Here is an 18,456-nt window from a genome sequence, read left to right on the forward strand (position 1 = left end):
TTTACCCCCACCGGTTGTCGCTGCACCCGGGGTTGCCGGCACGTCCACTCCCCGTGCCGGGTCGGGCAACGTGGCCCCTGGCGCTGGATGCGCGTGCCAGAATCGGCTGTGTGCAGATCGGGATGACGATGCCAGTGATGGAGCCCAACCTCGATGCGGCGACGCTGACGGCGTGGGCGAGAGTGATCGACGGCGGGCCCTTCTCGTCCTTGTGTTGGGGCGAGCGCATCGCCTTCGACAATCCCGATTCCCTGACCCTGCTCGGTGCGCTGGCCGCTTGGACCGACCGGGTGCGCCTGGTCACCACCGTCATCGTCCCGCAACTGCACGATCCGGTGATGCTCGCGAAAGCGCTTGCCACCGGCGACATGCTCAGTGGCGGACGGCTCACCGTCGGCATCGGCGTCGGGGGCCGCCATGAGGATTACCACGCCGTGGGCGCCGATCCCGACACCCAGACCATGCGCGGCATGGCCGAGCGGGTGGCATTGATGAAGCGCGTCTGGGCGGGGGAGAAGCTCACCGAATCCGTGCTGCCCGTCGGCCCCACAGCCGTTCAGCCGGGCGGGCCGCGGCTCCTGGTCGGCACCATCGGGCCGAAAACCGTACGTAGTGCGGCGAATTGGGCCGACGGCATGGCCGGCACCACGCTGGATCTCAACGTGGAACGCGAGAGTGAGCTGTTCGACGTCGCCCGCGCGGCCTGGGCCGAGGCCGGAAAACCCAAGCCGCACTTGGCCACCTCGTTCTGGTTCGCTCTCGGTGACAAGGACGAGGCACGCAACCAGGTGCACCGTCACCTACGCCGGTACATGAACTGGATTCCGGAGGAATATGTCGATGCGATGGCGCCGACCACGGGGTGGGCGGGCACCGAAGACGAATTGCTCGATGTACTGCAGAAATTCGATGACATCGGCACCGACGAGGTACATCTGATTCCGACCAGTTCGGACATCGACCAGTTGCGCCGGGTGGCCGACGTGGTCAAGGACTTCACCGGAGAGGCAGCACTATGAGTCGTGCGACCGACGTGCTGGCCGGCCTGCCCGAGGTGCGGGTGTGGCAGGAGGACCTGTACCGGGACCTGCATGAGCATCCGGAGTTGTCACATCAGGAACATCGCACCGCAAAACTGGTGTCGGACAAGCTGAATGAGCTCGGCTACCAGGTGACCGGCGGCGTCGGCGGTACCGGAGTCGTCGGCATTCTGCGCAACGGTGACGGTGCGTCGGTGCTGATGCGCGCCGACATGGACGCCCTGCCGGTCGCCGAGGCCACCGGGCTGCCCTACGCCAGCACGGTCCGGGCTACGGACGCGGCCGGCAAGGACGTGCCCGTTATGCACGCCTGCGGCCACGACACTCACGTCACCTGCCTGCTCGGCGCGGCCGCGCTGCTGGCCGGCGGGCGAGAGCACTGGCAGGGCACGGCGATTGCGCTGTTCCAGCCCGCAGAAGAGGTCGGTGGCGGTGCCGCCGGCATGGTCGCCGACGGGCTGGCGAGCATCGTCGGCAAGGTCGACGTGGCGCTGGGCCAGCATGTCGCTCCGGCACCGGCCGGATACGTCGGCACCCGTAGTGGGCCGGTCATGGCTGCCGCAGACAGCATTCGGGTGACGGTGTACGGGCGCGGCGGCCATGGGTCCATGCCGCACGCCACCATCGATCCCGTCGTGCTGGCCGCCATGATCGTGATCCGGCTGCAGACCATCGTGTCGCGCGAAGTCGAGCCGAGCCAGACGGTCGTGCTCACCGTCGGCAGCATCAATTCGGGCACCAAGAGCAACATCATCGGTGACCACGCGGTGCTGGAACTGAACCTGCGCACCTACGACAACGCCGTGCGCACTGCGGTGATCGCGGCCATCAAACGCATTGTCGTCGCCGAATGCCAGGCGTCGGATTCCCCGAAAGACCCGGAATTCGACTTCTACGACCAGTTCCCGGTGACCGACAACGACGAAGCTGCCACCACCCGCGCACATGACGCGTTCGTCGAGCACTTCGGCGACCGGGCCCTGACGATCCCACCGGTGGCCGCGAGTGAGGATTTCAGCGACATCCCGCGGGCGCTGGGGGTGCCGTACACGTACTGGATGTTCGGCGGCATCGATGCCGCCGAGTTCACGCGCGCGGCCGAAGCCGGCCGCATCAGCCAGGACATCCCGGTGAACCACTCGCCGACCTTCGGCCCGGTGGTTCAGCCGACGCTGGACACGGGTACCGAGGCGCTTGTGGTCGCTGCGCTCGCCTGGTTGTAGCCGTTCGCCTATGCGCGGTAAATGTTTTCGACGAGACACGCCGCCAACACGCAGAGGTCAGCTCGATAGCGGGTAGGGCTCTGACGTGTCGAGGCTGGGGTCGACGGCGTCCAGGGCCGGGAAGCGTCTATTGAGTGCATCGATGAGGTGGTGCGCTTCGTAGAGTTCGGTGCGCAACCGGCGACTCGTGCGGTGGCGCCAGTCGGACAGGCGGCGCTCCCGGCGTTCAGCTTGTTCGAGTTCGAGCGATATCTCCTCGACCTGGCGCCACAGTTCTGCTCGGAGGCGAGCCGCTTGGGCGATGTCGTGGGAGTCGGTCACGGCTCGAATCGTCGCATTGCCGCGCTGCGCGTGCAGTGCAGTTGCCGAAAATTAACGGCCTGGATGCTTATTTTGCCGCGGCTTGGCTGTCGACCACATGAGATGTTTGCTGGCATGTGCCGGTGGCGCAGAGCTTCTCGACCTTTCCGGATTCGATCCTGACCGGCGGCGCGTCGCTGACGCTCGGTGGCGACGGAGATCGAGGTCGACGCCACCCGCCAAGGCGACATTGCCATGAGCGTTACTGCTCGCGATGGCTGATCGGCGAGGTAACCTCCGCGTTGGACACTGCCTGGCGGGACGAAGGGGAGTAACGGTGAAGATCAAATTTGTGGCGCCCGTGGGTATCGCCGCGATCGCGTTCGGCATGGTCGCGGCGGCGGGATCCGCCTCGGCGGCCAACAACATCAAGCCGTTCGGTCAGCAGGAGGCGCTGAACGAAATCGGCTACACGGTCAAGGGTCTGCACCCAAGTTCGGACCCGGTACCGCACAACGGCCAGCTTTACTCGGCGACCGTAAAGGTCGAAGGGCTCGGTGGCTGGGCCAACCCCATCACCGCGTTCTTCAACGCCCGCGCCGAGAGCGGAGAGAACTACCGGGTCATCGGCGGGAACGTGCCCGCGGCACCACCTGGCGGAACGGCGACCGGAAAGCTCTACTTCGACGTCGTCGGTGATGTCCCGAACAGCGTCGTCTACAACGACGGCATGCAGGACCTCATGGTCTGGGTCCCCGGCCCGCAGATCGGTGGCACACCCAGTGAGGCCGTGGACATGGACGAGGGCCCGGTCGGGACCAGCGAGATCATCAGCGCGCCACCGGCCGAGAGCGCAGCGCCCGCCGAAGTAGGTGCTCCGACCGGCGGCAATCTGTTCACCCCTGACGTCATCGCGCCGGCACCGTTCGATCTGTCGGAAGCGGACGTGGCTTCACCGGGCTATAACGCGGGTAGTGGCCGTCGCTGATCGCCTACGAACAGAAGTCGCACGAATCCTGACGAACGTCGGGTGGATTGTCGCCGTCCCAGACGCCACTGGGTAGGTGGCCCTGATACGGCACGTTGCCCAGGCTGCCCTTGACGAAGTACCAGGTGTGGCAGACGTTCATGTCCCACTGGTACGCGACCCCCGGTCCCGACGACATGTCGTAACGGGAGTAGGTCATGCTGTCGCCCGGGCACCACGTGTGCGGCGGCAGGGGACCGGCCTGGGCGGGAGCTGACAGCGCCATACCGCAGGTCGCCAACGTGGCGCCTGCCAGTGCTGCGATGCGTCGGTTCATGAGTTTGGTCCGTCCTCGTCTGGGTCGTGGTGACCACAGAATGCGCCGGACGGCTTGGGGAATTCTTGGGACGGCAAGGTGGGCGGAATCGCACCTGCGTGAGTTGGAAAGTGCCCCCGGCAGGATTCGAACCTGCGGCCTTCTGCTCCGGAGGCAGACGCTCTATCCCCTGAGCTACGGGGGCGCTTGATGCTGGCCAGCCAGCGGCGCCGTTGGGCGATCACAGACTAGCGCATCGGTAGCCCGGCTCCCGAATCGGTGTCAACCGTCAGCGGACAACCAGTCAACCAGCAGGCGAGGACAAGCGTGAGCAGCTCAGCCCATAGGATGGACCCCCGTGACCCCCGCCGATCTGGCTGAACTGCTCAAGAACACCGCCGCCGTGGTCCTGGTCGAACACGACCTGGACATCGCCGCGCTGCCCGAAACAGTCGCCATCGAGCGTCCGCGTAACCCCGAGCACGGCGATTACGCCACCAACCTGGCGCTGCAGCTGGGCAAGAAGGTCGGCGTCAACCCACGTGACCTGGCTGAATGGCTCGCAGAGCGGCTGAACGACGCCGAGGGTATCGCCGACGCCACTGTTGCCGGTCCGGGCTTTGTGAACCTGCGCATCGAGGCGTCCGCGCAGAGCGTCGTCGTTCTCAACGTATTAGGGGCCGGGGACCGCTACGGCACGTCCGAGGATCTCAAGGGCCGCCACATCAACCTGGAGTTCGTCTCGGCCAACCCGACCGGGCCCATCCACATCGGCGGCACCCGCTGGGCCGCCGTCGGTGACGCGCTGGGCCGGCTGCTGGCCACGCAGGACGCCACCGTCATCCGTGAGTACTACTTCAACGACCACGGCGGGCAGATCGACCGTTTCGCCCGCTCCCTGGTCGCGGCCGCCAAGGGCGAGCCGGCGCCGGAGGACGGCTACGGCGGCGACTACATCAAGGACATCGCAGCTGACGTCGTGGCCAAGCGGCCCGATGCACTGACCCTGCCCGCCGACGAGTGCCAGGAAGTGTTCCGTGAACTCGGCGTGGAGCTGATGTTCACGTCGATCAAACAGTCGCTGCACGACTTCGGCACCGACTTCGACGTCTACACCCACGAAGACTCGATGCACACCTCGGGCCGCGTGGAGCAGGCCATCGAGAAGCTGCGCGACAACGGCTCCATCTACCAGCAGGACGGCGCAATCTGGTTGCGCACCACCGACTTCGGTGACGACAAGGACCGCGTCGTCATCAAGGGCGACGGCAACCCGGCATACGTCGCCGGTGACATCGCGTACTACCTGGACAAGCGCCAGCGCGGGTTCGACCTGTGTATCTACATGCTCGGTGCCGACCACCACGGCTACATCGGCCGGTTGAAGGCCGTCGCGGCCGCGCTCGGCGAGGACCCCGACACCGTCGAGGTGCTGATCGGCCAGATGGTCAACCTGGTCAGGGATGGCCAGCCGATGCGCATGAGCAAGCGCGCCGGCACCGTGATCACCCTCGAGGACCTCGTCGACGCCATCGGCGTGGACGCGGCCCGCTACGTACTGATCCGGTCGTCGGTGAACAGCCCCATCGACATCGACCTGGGGCTGTGGGCCAGCGCGTCCAACGAAAACCCGGTCTACTACGTGCAATACGCGCACGCCCGGCTGTCGGCTCTGGCACGTAACGCCGCCGACCTCGGCCTGCAGGTCGACCTCGGACACCTGGACCTGCTCGACCACGACCGTGAAGCCACCCTGATGCGCACCATCGGCGAGTTCCCGCGGGTACTCAAAACCGCTGCGGCCCTTCGTGAACCGCACCGCGTGTGCCGGTATCTCGAAGACCTGGCTGGTGACTACCACCGGTTCTACGACTCCTGCCGCGTGCTGCCGATGGGCGACGAAGAGCACAGCGACCTGCACCGGGCGCGGCTCGCGCTGTGCGCGGCCACCCGCCAGGTCATCGCCAACGGTCTGCACATCCTCGGCGTCAGCGCTCCGGAGCGGATGTGAGCGGACAGCCCACCGGCAACGTGGTGCCGGAGGAGCCGGGGACGGCCGACGAGATCAACCTGTTGGCGCCGAATGTCTGGCCACGCAACCTCGTTCGCGGCGCCGACGGCCAGGTCAGCATCGCCGGCGTCACGGTCGGCGCACTGGCCGAGCAGTTCGGTACCCCGCTGTTCGTCATCGACGAGGACGACTTCCGCTCCCGTTGCCGCGAGATCGCCGACGCCTTCGGGGGCGGCGAGCACGTGCACTACGCCGGAAAAGCGTTCCTGTGTGCCGAGATCGCGCGCTGGGTCGCGCAGGAAGGCCTGTGCCTCGACGTCGCCACCGGCGGCGAGCTGGCGGTGGCCCTGCACGCCGAGTTCCCGGCTGAGCGAATCACGGTGCACGGCAACAATAAATCAGTTCCGGAACTGACGGCCGCGGTCAAGGCCGGCGTCGGGCACATCGTGTTGGACTCCGAAATCGAGATCGAGCGCCTGGAGGCCATCGCCGGTGCCGCGGGCGTGGTGCAGGACGTGCTCGTCCGCGTGACCCCCGGCGTCGAGGCGCACACCCACGAGTTCATCTCCACCGCCCACGAGGACCAGAAGTTCGGTCTTTCGCTGGCCAGTGGCGCGGCCATGGATGCGGTGCGCAAGGTCTTCGCCACCGACAATCTGCGTCTGGTCGGCTTGCATTGCCACGTCGGCTCGCAGATCTTCGACGTGGCCGGCTTCGAGATCGCCGCACACCGCGTCATCGGCCTGCTGCGCGACGTGGTCGCCGAATTCGGTGTCGAGAAGACCGCGCAGATGTCCGTCATGGATCTCGGTGGGGGACTGGGTATCTCATACCTGCCCAGCGACGACCCGCCGCCCATGAAGGAATTGGCCGACAAGCTCAAAGCCATCGTGAAGGCCGAGTCCGAGGCCGTCGGCCTGCCCACGCCCAAGCTGGTCGTGGAGCCGGGCCGGGCCATCGCGGGTCCGGGCACCATCACGCTCTACGAGGTCGGCACCGTGAAAGACGTTGCCGTGTCGGCCGACAAGTATCGGCGCTATGTCAGCGTCGACGGCGGCATGAGCGACAACATCCGGCCGTCCCTGTACGACGCGCAGTACGACGCCCGCCTGGTGTCGCGCGCCGGCGGCGCGCAGGCGACGCTGGCCCGGATCGTCGGAAAACACTGCGAGACCGGCGACATCATCGTCCGCGACACCTGGGTGTCCGACGATCTCGCGCCCGGCGACCTGATCGCCGTCGCGGCCACCGGCGCCTACTGCTACTCGATGTCCAGCCGGTACAACCTGCTGACCCGTCCCGCCGTCGTCGCGGTGCGCGGCGGCAACGCCCGGCTGATCTTGCGTCGGGAGACCATCGAAGACCTATTGAGCCTGGAGGTGAGTGGTCAATGAGTGAAAAGCCAATCGGCGTAGCAGTTCTCGGACTCGGGAACGTCGGGACCGAGGTGGTCCGGATCATCAAGGACAGCGCCGACGACCTGGCCGCTCGCATCGGTGCGCCCCTGGAGCTGCGCGGCGTCGGCGTCCGCAAGGTCGCCAAGGGCCGCGGCGTGCCGGTCGACATGCTCACCGATGACATCGAAGCGCTGGTTTCCCGCGACGACGTCGACATCGTCATCGAGCTCATGGGTCCCGTCGAGCCCGCCCGCAAGGCCATCATGACCGCGCTGGAGCAGGGCAAGTCGGTGGTCACCGCCAACAAGGCGCTGATGGCACAGTCGACCGGCGAACTCGCCCAGGCGGCCGAAAAGGCCCGCGTGGACCTGTATTTCGAGGCCGCCGTGGCCGGCGCGATCCCGGTGATCCGCCCGCTGACCCAGTCCCTCGCGGGTGACGTCGTGCTCCGGGTGGCCGGCATCGTCAACGGCACCACCAACTACATCCTGTCGGCCATGAGCGAGACCGGCGCCGACTACGCCGACGCACTCGCCGAAGCCGGCGTGCTGGGCTACGCCGAAGCCGACCCCACCGCCGACGTCGAGGGCTACGACGCCGCCGCCAAGGCCGCCATCCTGGCGTCCATCGCGTTCCACACCCGGGTCACCGCCGACGACGTCTACCGCGAGGGCATGACCAAGGTCAGCGCCGCGGACTTCGAGTCCGCGAAGGCGCTGGGCTGCACCATCAAGCTGCTCGCCATCTGTGAGCGCCTGACCACCGGTAAAGGCAAACAACGGGTTTCGGCTCGCGTCTACCCGGCGCTGGTGCCGCTGGAGCACCCGCTGGCCTCGGTCAGCGGCGCGTTCAACGCCGTCTTCGTCGAGGCGGAAGCGGCCGGTGAGCTGATGTTCTACGGCCGCGGTGCCGGTGGTGCTCCGACGGCGTCGGCCGTGATGGGGGATGTGGTCATGGCTGCGCGCAACCGGGTACAGGGTGGCCGGGGTCCGCGCGAGTCCAAGTACGCCAAGCTGCCCATCGCGCCCATCGGTGCGATCGAGACCCGCTACTACGTCAGCATGAATGTCGCGGACATCCCGGGTGTGCTGTCTTCTGTCGCCGCCGAATTCGCCAAACGCAAGGTGAGCATCGCCGAGGTCCGCCAGGAGGGCATGGAGGACGAGGTCGGTCAGCGCAGCGGCGCCCGCATAGTCGTGGTCACCCACCGGGCCACCGACGAAGCCTTGTCGGAAACCGTTGCGGCCCTTGCCGAGCACGAAGCAGTGCAGAGCATCAACAGCGTGCTGCGCATGGAAGGAACCAGTAAGTAATGAGCGTGCACAAGCCGTGGCCCGGCCTCATCGAGGCCTACCGGGACCGTCTGCCCGGCACCGAGAACTGGACGCCCGTCACCCTGCTCGAGGGCGGCACGCCGCTGATCCACGCCAAGCGGCTGAGTGAACTGACCGGCTGCACCGTGCATTTGAAGGTCGAGGGGCTGAACCCGACCGGTTCGTTCAAGGACCGTGGCATGACCATGGCCGTCAGTGACGCGGTGGCGCGCGGCCAGAAGGCCGTGCTGTGCGCGTCCACCGGCAACACCTCGGCCTCGGCGGCCGCGTACGCCGCGCGCGCGGGCATCACCTGCGCGGTGTTGATCCCGCAGGGCAAGATCGCCATGGGCAAGCTGGCGCAGGCAGTCATGCACGGCGCCAAGATCATTCAGGTCGACGGCAACTTCGACGACTGTCTGGAGCTGGCGCGCAAGCTGACCGCCGACTACCCGACCATCGCCCTGGTCAACTCCGTCAACCCGGTCCGTATCGAGGGGCAGAAGACGGCGGCGTTCGAGATCGTCGATGCGCTCGGCACCGCGCCTGACGTGCACTCGCTGCCCGTCGGCAACGCCGGCAACATCACCGCCTACTGGCGCGGTTACAGCGAATACCACCGTGACGGCGTCTCCGACCGGCTGCCCCGCATGCTCGGCACGCAGGCCGCCGGCGCGGCGCCGCTGGTGCTCGGTGAGCCCGTCAAGAACCCCGAGACCATCGCGACCGCGATCCGAATCGGCTCGCCGGCTTCGTGGGACGGCGCCGTCGCCGCCAAGGAGCAGTCGGATGGCCGCTTCCTCGCCGCCACCGACGAAGAGATCCTCGCCGCGTACCACCTGGTCGCCAAGGCCGAAGGCGTCTTCGTGGAGCCGGCCTCGGCCGCCAGCATCGCCGGCCTGCTCAAGTCCATCGAGGACGGCTGGGTCAAGCCCGGCTCGACCGTGGTGTGCACCGTCACCGGCAACGGCCTGAAGGACCCCGACACCGCGCTCAAGGGCATGCCCGAGGTCAAGGCCATCCCGGTCGATCCGACCGCCGTGGTCGAACAGCTCGGACTGGTCTGACACCAGTGACCGAGAACCTGCCCGCCGGCCTGCTCGCCACCGCCGTCGTCCCCGCCTCGAGTGCCAATCTGGGCCCCGGCTTCGACAGCCTGGGCCTGGCATTGAGCCTGTACGACGAAATTCAGGCGGAGACAACCGATTCCGGCCTCGTCATCGAGGTGACGGGGGAGGGGGCCGGGCAGGTTCCGGGCGATGAGTCCCATCTGGTCGTGCGGGCCATCCGGCGTGGCCTGGCGGTCGGTGGTGTCTCGGTTCCCGGTCTGAACATCAAGTGCCGCAACGTCATTCCGCATTCGCGCGGCCTCGGTTCGTCGGCGGCAGCGGTGGTCGGCGGCTTGGCCGTCGCCAATGGTCTTATCGCGCAATCGGGTTCGAAGCCGCTGACGCTCGATCAGCTGGTTCAACTGTCGTCGGAGTTCGAAGGTCATCCCGACAACGCTTCCGCCGCCGTGTTGGGGGGTGCTGTCGTGTCCTGGACCGCACCCGGCCCCACCTACGCAGCCGCACCGCTGACGCTGCATCCCGACATCCACCTGTTCCCGGCGATCCCGCAGGTGCGCTCCTCGACCGCGGAGACCCGGGCAGTGCTCCCGGAGCTCATCGCGCATTCGGACGCCACCTTCAACGTCAGCCGCGCCGCGCTGTTGGTGGTGGCGCTGACGCAGCGCCCGGATTTGCTGATGGCAGCCACCGAAGACGTGATGCATCAGCCGCAGCGCGCCGCGGCCATGCCGGCCTCCGCGGAATATCTGGCGATGCTCCGGCGTTCTGGTGTGGCAGCGGTGCTTTCCGGTGCTGGACCTGCGGTTATCGCATTCAGCACTGAACCCGAGCTGCCCGCCGAAGTCCTCGAGTTCGGCGCTGCCAACGGTTTCGCAGTTGAAAAGATGGCGGTGGGCCAAGGGGTTCGCTGGATCGTCGGTGCCGGCGTCTAACGGAAAGCACACGCCGGAGTGGCATTTCTTGCTTCATTGTCGGATCAGAGATATTCTCGCAACGTCCAGCAATCGCAGGCTCTAGTACCTGCGCCTACGGTAGGACGACCACTCTTCTCTTTGATGTTCAACTCGTGGACTGATGGTTCGCCGCACGGCGGCAAATCCCGGTGCGTGGCTGTTGCAGTGCCTCAGCTGACCAGGGCATTTGACGAATGCGGTTCGGGGAAGCCGTCCGACTGCGAACCCAACCCTCGCCTGATCAGACGTGCGAGGGCACAGAAAGGAAATCCGTGACTGATACGGACCTCTTCACCGCCGACGGCAATACCGATGCCCCGGCAACTGAAGCGCCGGCGGCCGGACGCTCTGGATCGCTGACCAGTCTTCTGCTCCCCGACCTGCGTGCGCTCGCCGCCGAAGCCGGCGTCAAGGGCACCTCCGGCATGCGCAAGAGCGAATTGATCGCCGCCATCCGCGAACACCGCGGCGAGGCCAACGGTGCCAAGGCCGAGGTCAAGGCCGCCAAGGCCGCCGAGCCCAAGGCCGAGGCCAAGAACGAAACCAAGGCCGCCGAGGCCGTGAACGGCAGCGACGCCGCCACCGAGGCCAAGGAAGCTCAGGCTCCGGCCGCGAACAACGCCGCCGCTGACGCGCCAGCTGCCGAGCAGCCGCCGCGTCGCGAGCGTCGTGGCGCATCGCGCCGTGCCGGGGGGGCCGTTGAGGGCGAATCCGGCGATGCCGGCGACAAGGCCGCCGGCAAGGCCGAGAACGCGGACAACGCCGAGGCACCTCGCGAGGAGCGCAACCGCGACCGGAACGCCGACAACAGCAACCAGGGCGGGAACAAGTCCGAAGGTAACCAGGGCGGCGGCCGCGACCAGGGTGGCAATCGCGACCAGGGCGGCAACCGTGACCGCAACCGCGGTGGCGACAACCAGGGTGGCAACCGCGCCCAGGGTGGCAACACCAACAACAACTCCAACAACGACGATGACGATGACGACAGCCGTCAGGGCCGTCGTGGCCGCCGGTTCCGGGACCGCGACCGTCGTCGTCGTGGCGAGCGCGGCGACAACCAGGGCGGGAACGCCGACACCGAACTGCGCGAGGACGACGTCCTGCAGCCGGTCGCCGGCATCCTGGATGTGCTGGACAACTACGCGTTCGTCCGCACCTCGGGCTATCTGGCCGGCCCGAACGACGTCTACGTCTCGATGAACATGGTCCGCAAGAACGGCCTGCGCCGCGGTGACGCGGTGACCGGCGCCGTGCGGGTGGCGCGCGAGGGCGAGAACACCGGGGGTGGGAACAACCCGCGCCAGAAGTTCAATCCGCTGGTCCGCCTTGACAGTGTCAACGGTGGCCCCGTGGAGAACGCCAAGAACCGGCCGGACTTCCAGAAGCTCACCCCGCTGTACCCGAACCAGCGTCTGCGCCTGGAGACCACGCCCGACCGGCTGACCACGCGTGTGATCGACCTGATCATGCCGATCGGTAAGGGCCAGCGCGCGCTGATCGTGTCCCCGCCGAAGGCCGGTAAGACGACGATCATGCAGGACATCGCCAACGCGATCACCCTGAACAATCCGGAATGCCACCTGATGGTGGTGCTCGTCGACGAGCGTCCGGAAGAGGTCACCGACATGCAGAGGTCGGTGAAGGGTGAGGTCATCGCCTCGACCTTCGACCGTCCGCCGTCAGACCACACCCAGGCCGCCGAGCTGGCCATCGAGCGGGCCAAGCGCCTGGTCGAGCAGGGCAAGGACGTCGTGGTGCTGCTGGACTCGATCACCCGGCTGGGCCGCGCGTACAACAACGCGTCGCCGGCGTCGGGCCGCATCCTGTCCGGTGGTGTGGACTCCACCGCCCTGTATCCGCCGAAGCGTTTCCTCGGCGCGGCCCGCAACATCGAGCACGGTGGCTCGCTGACCATCATCGCCACCGCGATGGTCGAGACCGGCTCGACCGGTGACACCGTCATCTTCGAGGAGTTCAAGGGCACGGGTAACGCCGAGCTCAAGCTGGACCGCAAGATCGCCGAGCGCCGGGTGTTCCCGGCCGTCGACGTCAACCCGTCCGGTACCCGTAAGGACGAACTGCTGCTGTCCACCGACGAGTTCGCGGTGGTGCACAAGCTGCGCCGCGTGCTGTCTGGTCTGGACCCGCATCAGGCCATCGACCTGTTGATGAGCCAGTTGCGTAAGACCAAGACCAACTACGAATTCCTGGTCCAGGTCTCCAAGACCGCGCCGGGCAACATGGACAACGACTAAACCGTCGCCGTTCTTGAAACTGAAGGCCGCAACTCTGCCCGAGTTGCGGCCTTCAGTGCATTCTGACGAGGGGGCGACCGTTACGGCTGGGCCTTCAACCCCGGCATCACGTAGCGGCGCACGTGTGCAAGCAGTTCGTCGGCGTTGTTGGCGTCCAGCCGCTGCCCGGGCATCGTGGCCAGCGACAGGATGACGCGCGCGACCCACTCGGCGGCTTCATCGATATCGGTGTCGGGGTGGATTTCGCCGTTGTCGCGGGCGGCGACCAGATAGCGGGACCAGAAATCGGCGAGGTCCGGCACCAGGCCCTGCACGCCGGCGCCGGCGCAGGCGGCGAACTCGTCGGGTTCCTCGACGCGCAGCTTCATCAGCAGGGCGCCGGGATCGTCATATGCGGTGCGCCCGTGCTGGATTCCGGTGACCATCTGGTTGTCCAGGCCGTCGATCGACGCCAGCATGGCGTGCGCGTCAGACCAGTAGGCGTTGTTCAGGCGGACGATCGCCGCGCCCAGCAGCGTCACCTTGTCGGGAAAGTGCCGGTAGAGCCAACCGCGGGAGACGCCGGCGGCCTCGGCGACCTCGGATACCGTCGTGGCGCGAATTCCCTTGGCGCGCATGCACTCTTCAGCGGCGTCGATCAGTCGATCGCGCACGCTCCTCGGGGACTCTGGGCTTGCCACCGGGTATCTCCTCACATGTCAACCGGGCGAACGACGATTCTGCCAGGGCGCAGATGCTATTGCGCTACCCCTCAACAATGGTAGACACTTTCAAGAATCTGTTCACTGCGGGTGGTTGTCGTGACCCCCGCCGCACCGGGAGCCTAAATGGCGGACACCCTTCAGCAGTTGCTTCGCGAGCGCGCCGGCCAGGACACCGTCGCCGTCAAGTACGGCGAGACGGCCTGGACCTGGCGAGAGTACGTGGCCGGAGCGCAGGCACAGGCCGCCGCCCTGATCGGCCAGGCCGACCCGCTGCGGCCCCTGCACGTGGGCACCCTGCTGGGCAACACCCCCGAGATGCTGACGGCGCTGGCCGCCGCGGCGCTGGGCGGCTACGTGCTGTGTGGCATCAACACCACCCGCCGCGGTGCGGCGCTGGCCCGGGACATCGCGCGCGTCGAATGTCAGATTCTGCTCGTAGATCGGGCGGGTCGAGAGCTACTCCAGGACGTCAACCTGCCGGGCGTCACCGTCATCGACGTCACCGCGACCGAGTGGCCTCAGCAGGACCTGACCCCGCATCGTGAAGTCGGACCCGACGACACCTTCATGATGATCTTCACCTCGGGCACCAGCGGTGAGCCCAAGGCCGTCGAGGTGGCCCATTCCATCGTGCTGTTCTCCGCCGCGGCACTCGTCCAGCGCTACGGCCTCACCGCGGCCGACACCTGCTACCTGGCGATGCCGCTGTTCCACTCCAACGGCGTCTACGCAGGCTGGGGCGTCGCACTCGGATCCGGAGCGGCGATGGCGCCCGCGCAGTTCTCCGCCTCGAGCTTCCTCCCGGACATCCGCCGCTACGGCGCGACCTACATGAACTACGTCGGCAAGCCGCTGGCTTACATCCTGGCGACCGCCGAGCAGCCCGACGACCACGACAACCCGCTGCGGGTGGCGTTCGGTAATGAGGCCGCCGACCGCGACATCGACGAATTCAGCCGCCGCTTCGACTGCGACGTGTGGGACGGCTTCGGCTCGACCGAGCTCGCAATCATCATCACGCGGTCGGAAGGCACCCCGGCGGGCAGTATCGGACAGGGTTTTCCGGGCGTGGCCATCTATGACCCGGAGACCGTGACCGAATGCGCGGTGGCCCGATTCGATGAGGCCGGTGCGCTCGTCAACGCCGAGGCAGCCACCGGCGAGCTGGTGAACACCAACGGCAGCGGCATGTTCCGCGGTTACCACAACGACCAGGGCGCCACCGATGAGCGGCTGCGGCACGGCATGTACTGGTCGGGCGACCTGGCCTACCGCGACGCGGACGGCTGGATCTACCTGGCCGGCCGTACCGCCGACTGGATGCGGGTGGACGGGGAGAACATCACCGCGGCGCCCATCGAGCGAATCCTGTTGCGGCACCCGGTGATCAGTCGGGTCGCCGTGTACCCGGTGCCCGACGAGTTCGTCGGCGACCAGGTCATGGCGGCCATGGTGCTGCGCGATGGGCAGACTCTTGACCCGAAGCCGTTCGCGGAGTTCCTGGCCGCGCAGCCGGACATGTCACCGAAGTCCTGGCCGCGGTACGTCTGGCTGGCCGACGACCTGCCCAGCACCGCGACCAACAAGATTCTCAAGCGGGAACTGGTCGCCCTGGGCGCGGATCCGGCCGGCCGGGTGCTGTGGAAGCGCGACGGTACCGAGTACGGCCGGCTGCCCGAAAACTAATTTCTGCCGTCGTGTCCCCCTGATGGGTTCCCGTTCGTCTCCCTGCTGTTGGACGATCAACCCCGAAGGAGACCACGATGAAATACGCAACGCTGATCTATACCCGGCCCGGTAGTCACGACGCGGAGCTGACCGAAGCCGAGCAGGCCGCGCTGAGCGCGGAGTACATGGCTCTGCGGGTCGAGCCGCAGTGCGTCGGTGGCGGCCATCTGCAGCCCGTCGAGACGGCCACCACGGTGCGTGCCGACGGCCTGATCACCGACGGCCCGTACGCCGACACCAAAGAGGTGTTCGCCGGCTACTTCGTCATCGACGCCGACAACCTCGACCAAGCCTTGGAGTGGGCACAACGGATTCCGGCGGTACGCCTCGGCGGTGCCGTCGAGGTACGTCCGCTCTTCGAGATGCCGGGGGAGGTCTAGGGCGAGCGAAGCGACGGGAAGGGTCCATGGCGAGCGAAGCGACGGGAAGGGGCCAGGCGCTGATCGACGCGATCTTCGAGCGGGATTGGGGCCGCGTCCTGGCCGCGCTCATCGGCATCCTCGGCGACTTCGAGCTCGCCGAGGATGCCGCGCAGGAGGCGTTCGTCCGCGCTGCCGAGCGGTGGCCCCGCGACGGCGTGCCAGACGCGCCGGTGGCCTGGCTGGTGCGGACCGGACGCAATGCGGCGGTCGACCGGCTGCGCCGCGAGCAGACGCTGCGCGCCAAAACCCGGCTGCTGCAAGCGGATCGACAGGCGACGACCATGGACGAGATCGACCTCGACGACAGCACCATCGGCGACGAACGCCTGCAGCTCATCTTCATGTGCTGCCATCCGGCGTTGGCCCGCGAGGCCCAGGTGGCCCTCACCCTGCGGGCCCTCGGCGGGCTGACGACGGCCGAGATCGGGCGCGCGTTCCTGGTCTCCGAGGACACGATGAAGCGCCGGCTCTCCCGCGCCAAGACCAAGATCAGGGCGACGAACATCCCGTTCGCCCTGCCGGCGGACCGGCTGCTGCCCGACCGGGTGGCGGCGGTGCTCGCGGCGATCTACCTGATCTTCAACCAGGGCTTCACCGAGCGCGGCGACCTGGCTGCCGAAGCGATCAGGCTGGGCCGGCTCCTCGCGGAATTGTTGGCCGACGAGCCCGAGGCCTACGGGCTGCTGGCGCTGATGCTGCTGCACGATTCGCGACGAGCGGCCCGTGTGGTCGACGGCCGCGTGGTGCCGCTCGCCGAGCAGGACCGCACGTTGCACGACCAGGCCAAGGTCGATGCCGGACGGGCAGCGCTCGATCGCGCGCTGGCTTTGCGGCTGGCCGGCGGGCCCTATGTACTGCAGGCCGCCATCGCCTCGTTGCAGGCCGAGGAGCGGATCGACTGGCACGAGGTCGTGGTCTTGTACGAGCGGCTCGAACAGCTGACCAGGTCGCCCGTCGTGGCCCTCAATCGCGCGGTGGCCATCGCCGAGGCCGGGGACCCCGCGCGGGCGCTGAACCTCATCGACGCGCTTGACCTGGGCGATTACCGCTACCTGCCGTCGACTCAGGCGGAATTGCTGCGGCGCCTGGGCCGGACCGACGAGGCGCGAACCGCGTTCGAACGCGCCCTGACACTGGCCGCGACCGACCCCGAACGACGATTCCTGGAGCATCGCCTGGCCGACCTGGGCCGGCGCGGCGCCCAGGAATAGTCGGCGGCCCGGCCGCGTTTAGGACCTTGGCGGCTGACCTGGCATAATCGACCGCCGAACCCCCTCGGCTCCGGTTCACGTCCGAATAATCGGGCGACCCGGCGCCATCGATCACAGAGGACCATGAAATGAAATCGGGTATCCACCCCGCATACGTCGAGACCACCGTGGTCTGCGGTTGCGGCAACAGCTTCCAGACTCGTAGCACCAAGGAAAGCGGCCACATCGTGGTCGAGGTGTGCTCGCAGTGCCACCCGTTCTACACGGGCAAGCAGAAGCTTCTCGACACCGGCGGCCGCGTGGCCCGCTTCGAGAAGCGGTACGGCAAGCGCAACACCGGCTCGAAGGCCGCGTCCGAGAGCTAGCTTCGTTCACGGCGCCCGATCTGTCGCATTCGCGTCAGGTCCGGGCGCCGTTTTCGTATCCGGCACCCGGCACAGACAACCGCAGGAGTCCTCAAGTGGCAGAGACAGACACAGCGCCCCGCATCGAGGCACTGCTGGCCGAGCACGCCGATCTCGAACGGCAGCTGGGCGACCCGAACCTGCACGCTGATGCCGGCGCGGCCCGCAAGGTCGGTCGCCGGTTCGCGCAGGTGTCGCCGATCGTCGTCACCTATCGCAAGCTCGAGGCTGCCCGGGGTGACCTCGAAGCGGCCCGCGAGCTGGCCGCCGAGGACGCCGCGTTCGCCGCGGAGGTGCCCGAGCTGGAGGCCCGCGTCGCCGAACTCGACGCCAAGCTGACCGACCTGCTGGCCCCGCGTGATCCGCACGACGCCGACGACGTCGTCCTCGAGGTGAAGTCCGGTGAGGGCGGCGAGGAATCGGCCCTTTTCGCAGCCGACCTTGCGCGCATGTACATCCGGTACGCCGAGCGCCACGGCTGGACCGTGACGGTGCTCGACGAGACCTGGTCGGACCTCGGCGGCTACAAGGACGCCACCATCACCATCGCCGGCAAGGGCGACTCGGCCGACGGCGTGTGGTCGCGCATGAAATTCGAGGGCGGTGTCCACCGCGTGCAGCGCGTGCCCGTCACCGAATCCCAGGGGCGCGTGCACACCTCGGCAGCCGGCGTCCTGGTCTACCCGGAGCCCGAGGACGTCGAGCAGGTCCAGATCGATGAATCCGACCTGCGTATCGACGTCTACCGCTCGTCCGGCAAGGGCGGTCAGGGCGTCAACACCACCGACTCGGCGGTCCGCATCACGCACCTGCCCACCGGTATCGTCGTCACCTGCCAGAACGAGCGCTCGCAGCTGCAGAACAAGGCCCGCGCCATGGTGGTGCTCGCCGCCCGGCTGCAGGCCCTGGCCGAAGAGCAGGCCTCGGCGGACGCGTCCGCCGACCGCGCCAGCCAGATCCGCACCGTCGACCGCAGCGAGCGCATCCGGACCTACAACTTCCCCGAGAACCGGATCGCCGATCACCGCATCAACTTCAAGGCCCACAACCTGGACCAGGTGCTCGACGGCGACATGGACGCGCTGCTCGACGCCCTGGCGGCCGCCGACAAGCAGGCCCGGCTCTCGCAGGAGTGACCCGCA

At 67.5% G+C, this 18,456-nt stretch carries 17 protein-coding genes and 1 tRNA gene; 14 read left to right on the forward strand and 4 right to left on the reverse strand.

Annotated features, from left to right (window positions below; translation table 11 throughout):
- The first annotated feature begins 122 nt into the window (after positions 1–122).
- Positions 123–1,019 carry an LLM class flavin-dependent oxidoreductase gene (locus ACX12F_RS06505; protein ID WP_459368803.1) on the forward strand — a complete coding sequence of 299 codons (897 nt, stop codon included), beginning with the start codon at positions 123–125 and terminating at the stop codon, positions 1,017–1,019.
- The gene (locus ACX12F_RS06510) at positions 1,016–2,263 is read left to right on the forward strand and encodes an amidohydrolase (RefSeq protein WP_459368804.1); all 1,248 of its coding nucleotides are present in this window, start codon (positions 1,016–1,018) and stop codon (positions 2,261–2,263) included. The genes ACX12F_RS06505 and ACX12F_RS06510 overlap by 4 nt, the downstream gene beginning before the upstream one ends.
- A gap of 57 nt (positions 2,264–2,320) precedes the next feature.
- Here ACX12F_RS06510 and ACX12F_RS06515 read toward each other — a convergent pair whose 3' ends face one another.
- The gene (locus tag ACX12F_RS06515) at positions 2,321–2,584 is read right to left on the reverse strand and encodes a hypothetical protein (RefSeq protein WP_459368805.1); all 264 of its coding nucleotides are present in this window, start codon (positions 2,582–2,584) and stop codon (positions 2,321–2,323) included.
- A gap of 316 nt (positions 2,585–2,900) precedes the next feature.
- Between ACX12F_RS06515 and ACX12F_RS06520 the strand changes: the two genes are divergently transcribed.
- Positions 2,901–3,551, forward strand: a complete 651-nt coding sequence (locus ACX12F_RS06520; protein WP_459368806.1) for a DUF1942 domain-containing protein — start codon at positions 2,901–2,903, stop codon at positions 3,549–3,551.
- A gap of 4 nt (positions 3,552–3,555) precedes the next feature.
- Here the strand turns inward: ACX12F_RS06520 and ACX12F_RS06525 are convergent, their stop codons facing one another.
- Together ACX12F_RS06525 and ACX12F_RS06530 are read right to left on the reverse strand one after the other, a co-directional pair.
- On the reverse strand, positions 3,556–3,867 hold the full coding sequence (locus ACX12F_RS06525; RefSeq protein WP_459368807.1) for a hypothetical protein: 312 nt from the start codon (positions 3,865–3,867) through the stop codon (positions 3,556–3,558).
- 111 nt (positions 3,868–3,978) lie between these two features.
- Positions 3,979–4,051, reverse strand: a tRNA-Arg gene (locus tag ACX12F_RS06530).
- 153 nt (positions 4,052–4,204) lie between these two features.
- Here ACX12F_RS06530 and argS point away from each other — a divergent pair.
- The 6 genes from argS (at position 4,205) to rho (ending at position 12,845) form a co-directional block, all read left to right on the forward strand.
- The gene (gene argS, locus ACX12F_RS06535; RefSeq protein WP_459368808.1) at positions 4,205–5,857 is read left to right on the forward strand and encodes an arginine--tRNA ligase; all 1,653 of its coding nucleotides are present in this window, start codon (positions 4,205–4,207) and stop codon (positions 5,855–5,857) included.
- Positions 5,785–7,251, forward strand: a complete 1,467-nt coding sequence (gene lysA, locus ACX12F_RS06540; protein ID WP_459368809.1) for a diaminopimelate decarboxylase — start codon at positions 5,785–5,787, stop codon at positions 7,249–7,251. Before argS ends, lysA begins: the two co-directional genes overlap by 73 nt.
- Positions 7,248–8,567, forward strand: coding sequence for a homoserine dehydrogenase (locus tag ACX12F_RS06545; protein ID WP_459368810.1), 1,320 nt, complete (start codon positions 7,248–7,250; stop codon positions 8,565–8,567). The genes lysA and ACX12F_RS06545 overlap by 4 nt, the downstream gene beginning before the upstream one ends.
- On the forward strand, positions 8,567–9,634 hold the full coding sequence (gene thrC / locus ACX12F_RS06550) for a threonine synthase (protein WP_459368811.1): 1,068 nt from the start codon (positions 8,567–8,569) through the stop codon (positions 9,632–9,634). Before ACX12F_RS06545 ends, thrC begins: the two co-directional genes overlap by 1 nt.
- A 5-nt stretch (positions 9,635–9,639) precedes the next feature.
- Positions 9,640–10,569: a homoserine kinase gene (gene thrB, locus ACX12F_RS06555; RefSeq protein WP_459368812.1), complete on the forward strand. Its 930-nt coding sequence runs from the start codon at positions 9,640–9,642 to the stop codon at positions 10,567–10,569.
- 293 nt (positions 10,570–10,862) lie between these two features.
- Complete coding sequence (rho, locus tag ACX12F_RS06560; protein WP_459368813.1) at positions 10,863–12,845, forward strand: transcription termination factor Rho; 1,983 nt, start codon at positions 10,863–10,865, stop codon at positions 12,843–12,845.
- A gap of 80 nt (positions 12,846–12,925) precedes the next feature.
- Here the strand turns inward: rho and ACX12F_RS06565 are convergent, their stop codons facing one another.
- The gene (locus ACX12F_RS06565; RefSeq protein ID WP_459370264.1) at positions 12,926–13,462 is read right to left on the reverse strand and encodes a TetR/AcrR family transcriptional regulator; all 537 of its coding nucleotides are present in this window, start codon (positions 13,460–13,462) and stop codon (positions 12,926–12,928) included.
- Positions 13,463–13,672: 210 nt separating this feature from the next.
- On the opposite strand from ACX12F_RS06565, the gene fadD1 reads away from it, so the two are divergent.
- The 5 genes from fadD1 to prfA all read left to right on the forward strand — a co-directional run bounded on the left by fadD1 (position 13,673) and on the right by prfA (position 18,450).
- Positions 13,673–15,235, forward strand: a complete 1,563-nt coding sequence (fadD1, locus tag ACX12F_RS06570; RefSeq protein WP_459368814.1) for a fatty-acid--CoA ligase FadD1 — start codon at positions 13,673–13,675, stop codon at positions 15,233–15,235.
- Positions 15,236–15,312: 77 nt separating this feature from the next.
- Positions 15,313–15,657 carry a YciI family protein gene (locus ACX12F_RS06575; protein WP_459368815.1) on the forward strand — a complete coding sequence of 115 codons (345 nt, stop codon included), beginning with the start codon at positions 15,313–15,315 and terminating at the stop codon, positions 15,655–15,657.
- A 26-nt stretch (positions 15,658–15,683) separates the two neighbouring features.
- Positions 15,684–16,910, forward strand: coding sequence for an RNA polymerase sigma factor (locus tag ACX12F_RS06580; protein WP_459368816.1), 1,227 nt, complete (start codon positions 15,684–15,686; stop codon positions 16,908–16,910).
- 128 nt (positions 16,911–17,038) lie between these two features.
- A complete protein-coding gene (gene rpmE, locus ACX12F_RS06585; protein ID WP_455982682.1) occupies positions 17,039–17,275 on the forward strand; it encodes a 50S ribosomal protein L31 in 237 nt (78 codons plus the stop codon).
- A gap of 95 nt (positions 17,276–17,370) precedes the next feature.
- Positions 17,371–18,450, forward strand: a complete 1,080-nt coding sequence (gene prfA / locus ACX12F_RS06590) for a peptide chain release factor 1 (RefSeq protein ID WP_459368817.1) — start codon at positions 17,371–17,373, stop codon at positions 18,448–18,450.
- Positions 18,451–18,456: the final 6 nt, after the last annotated feature.

It is taken from the genome of Mycolicibacterium sp. HS_4_1 (assembly GCF_054515875.1).

Bases quoted from the DNA above. Each gene is read 5' to 3' on its own strand.
- ACX12F_RS06580 (WP_459368816.1), top strand. From the start codon at position 15,684: ATGGCGAGCGAAGCGACGGGAAGGGGCCAGGCGCTGATCGACGCGATC.
- ACX12F_RS06510 (WP_459368804.1), top strand. From the start codon at position 1,016: ATGAGTCGTGCGACCGACGTGCTGGCCGGCCTGCCCGAGGTGCGGGTG.
- ACX12F_RS06545 (WP_459368810.1), top strand. From the start codon at position 7,248: ATGAGTGAAAAGCCAATCGGCGTAGCAGTTCTCGGACTCGGGAACGTC.
- ACX12F_RS06505 (WP_459368803.1), top strand. From the start codon at position 123: ATGACGATGCCAGTGATGGAGCCCAACCTCGATGCGGCGACGCTGACG.
- ACX12F_RS06525 (WP_459368807.1), bottom strand. From the start codon at position 3,867: ATGAACCGACGCATCGCAGCACTGGCAGGCGCCACGTTGGCGACCTGC.
- fadD1 (WP_459368814.1), top strand. From the start codon at position 13,673: ATGGCGGACACCCTTCAGCAGTTGCTTCGCGAGCGCGCCGGCCAGGAC.
- ACX12F_RS06575 (WP_459368815.1), top strand. From the start codon at position 15,313: ATGAAATACGCAACGCTGATCTATACCCGGCCCGGTAGTCACGACGCG.
- rpmE (WP_455982682.1), top strand. From the start codon at position 17,039: ATGAAATCGGGTATCCACCCCGCATACGTCGAGACCACCGTGGTCTGC.
- ACX12F_RS06565 (WP_459370264.1), bottom strand. From the start codon at position 13,462: ATGCGCGCCAAGGGAATTCGCGCCACGACGGTATCCGAGGTCGCCGAG.
- thrC (WP_459368811.1), top strand. From the start codon at position 8,567: ATGAGCGTGCACAAGCCGTGGCCCGGCCTCATCGAGGCCTACCGGGAC.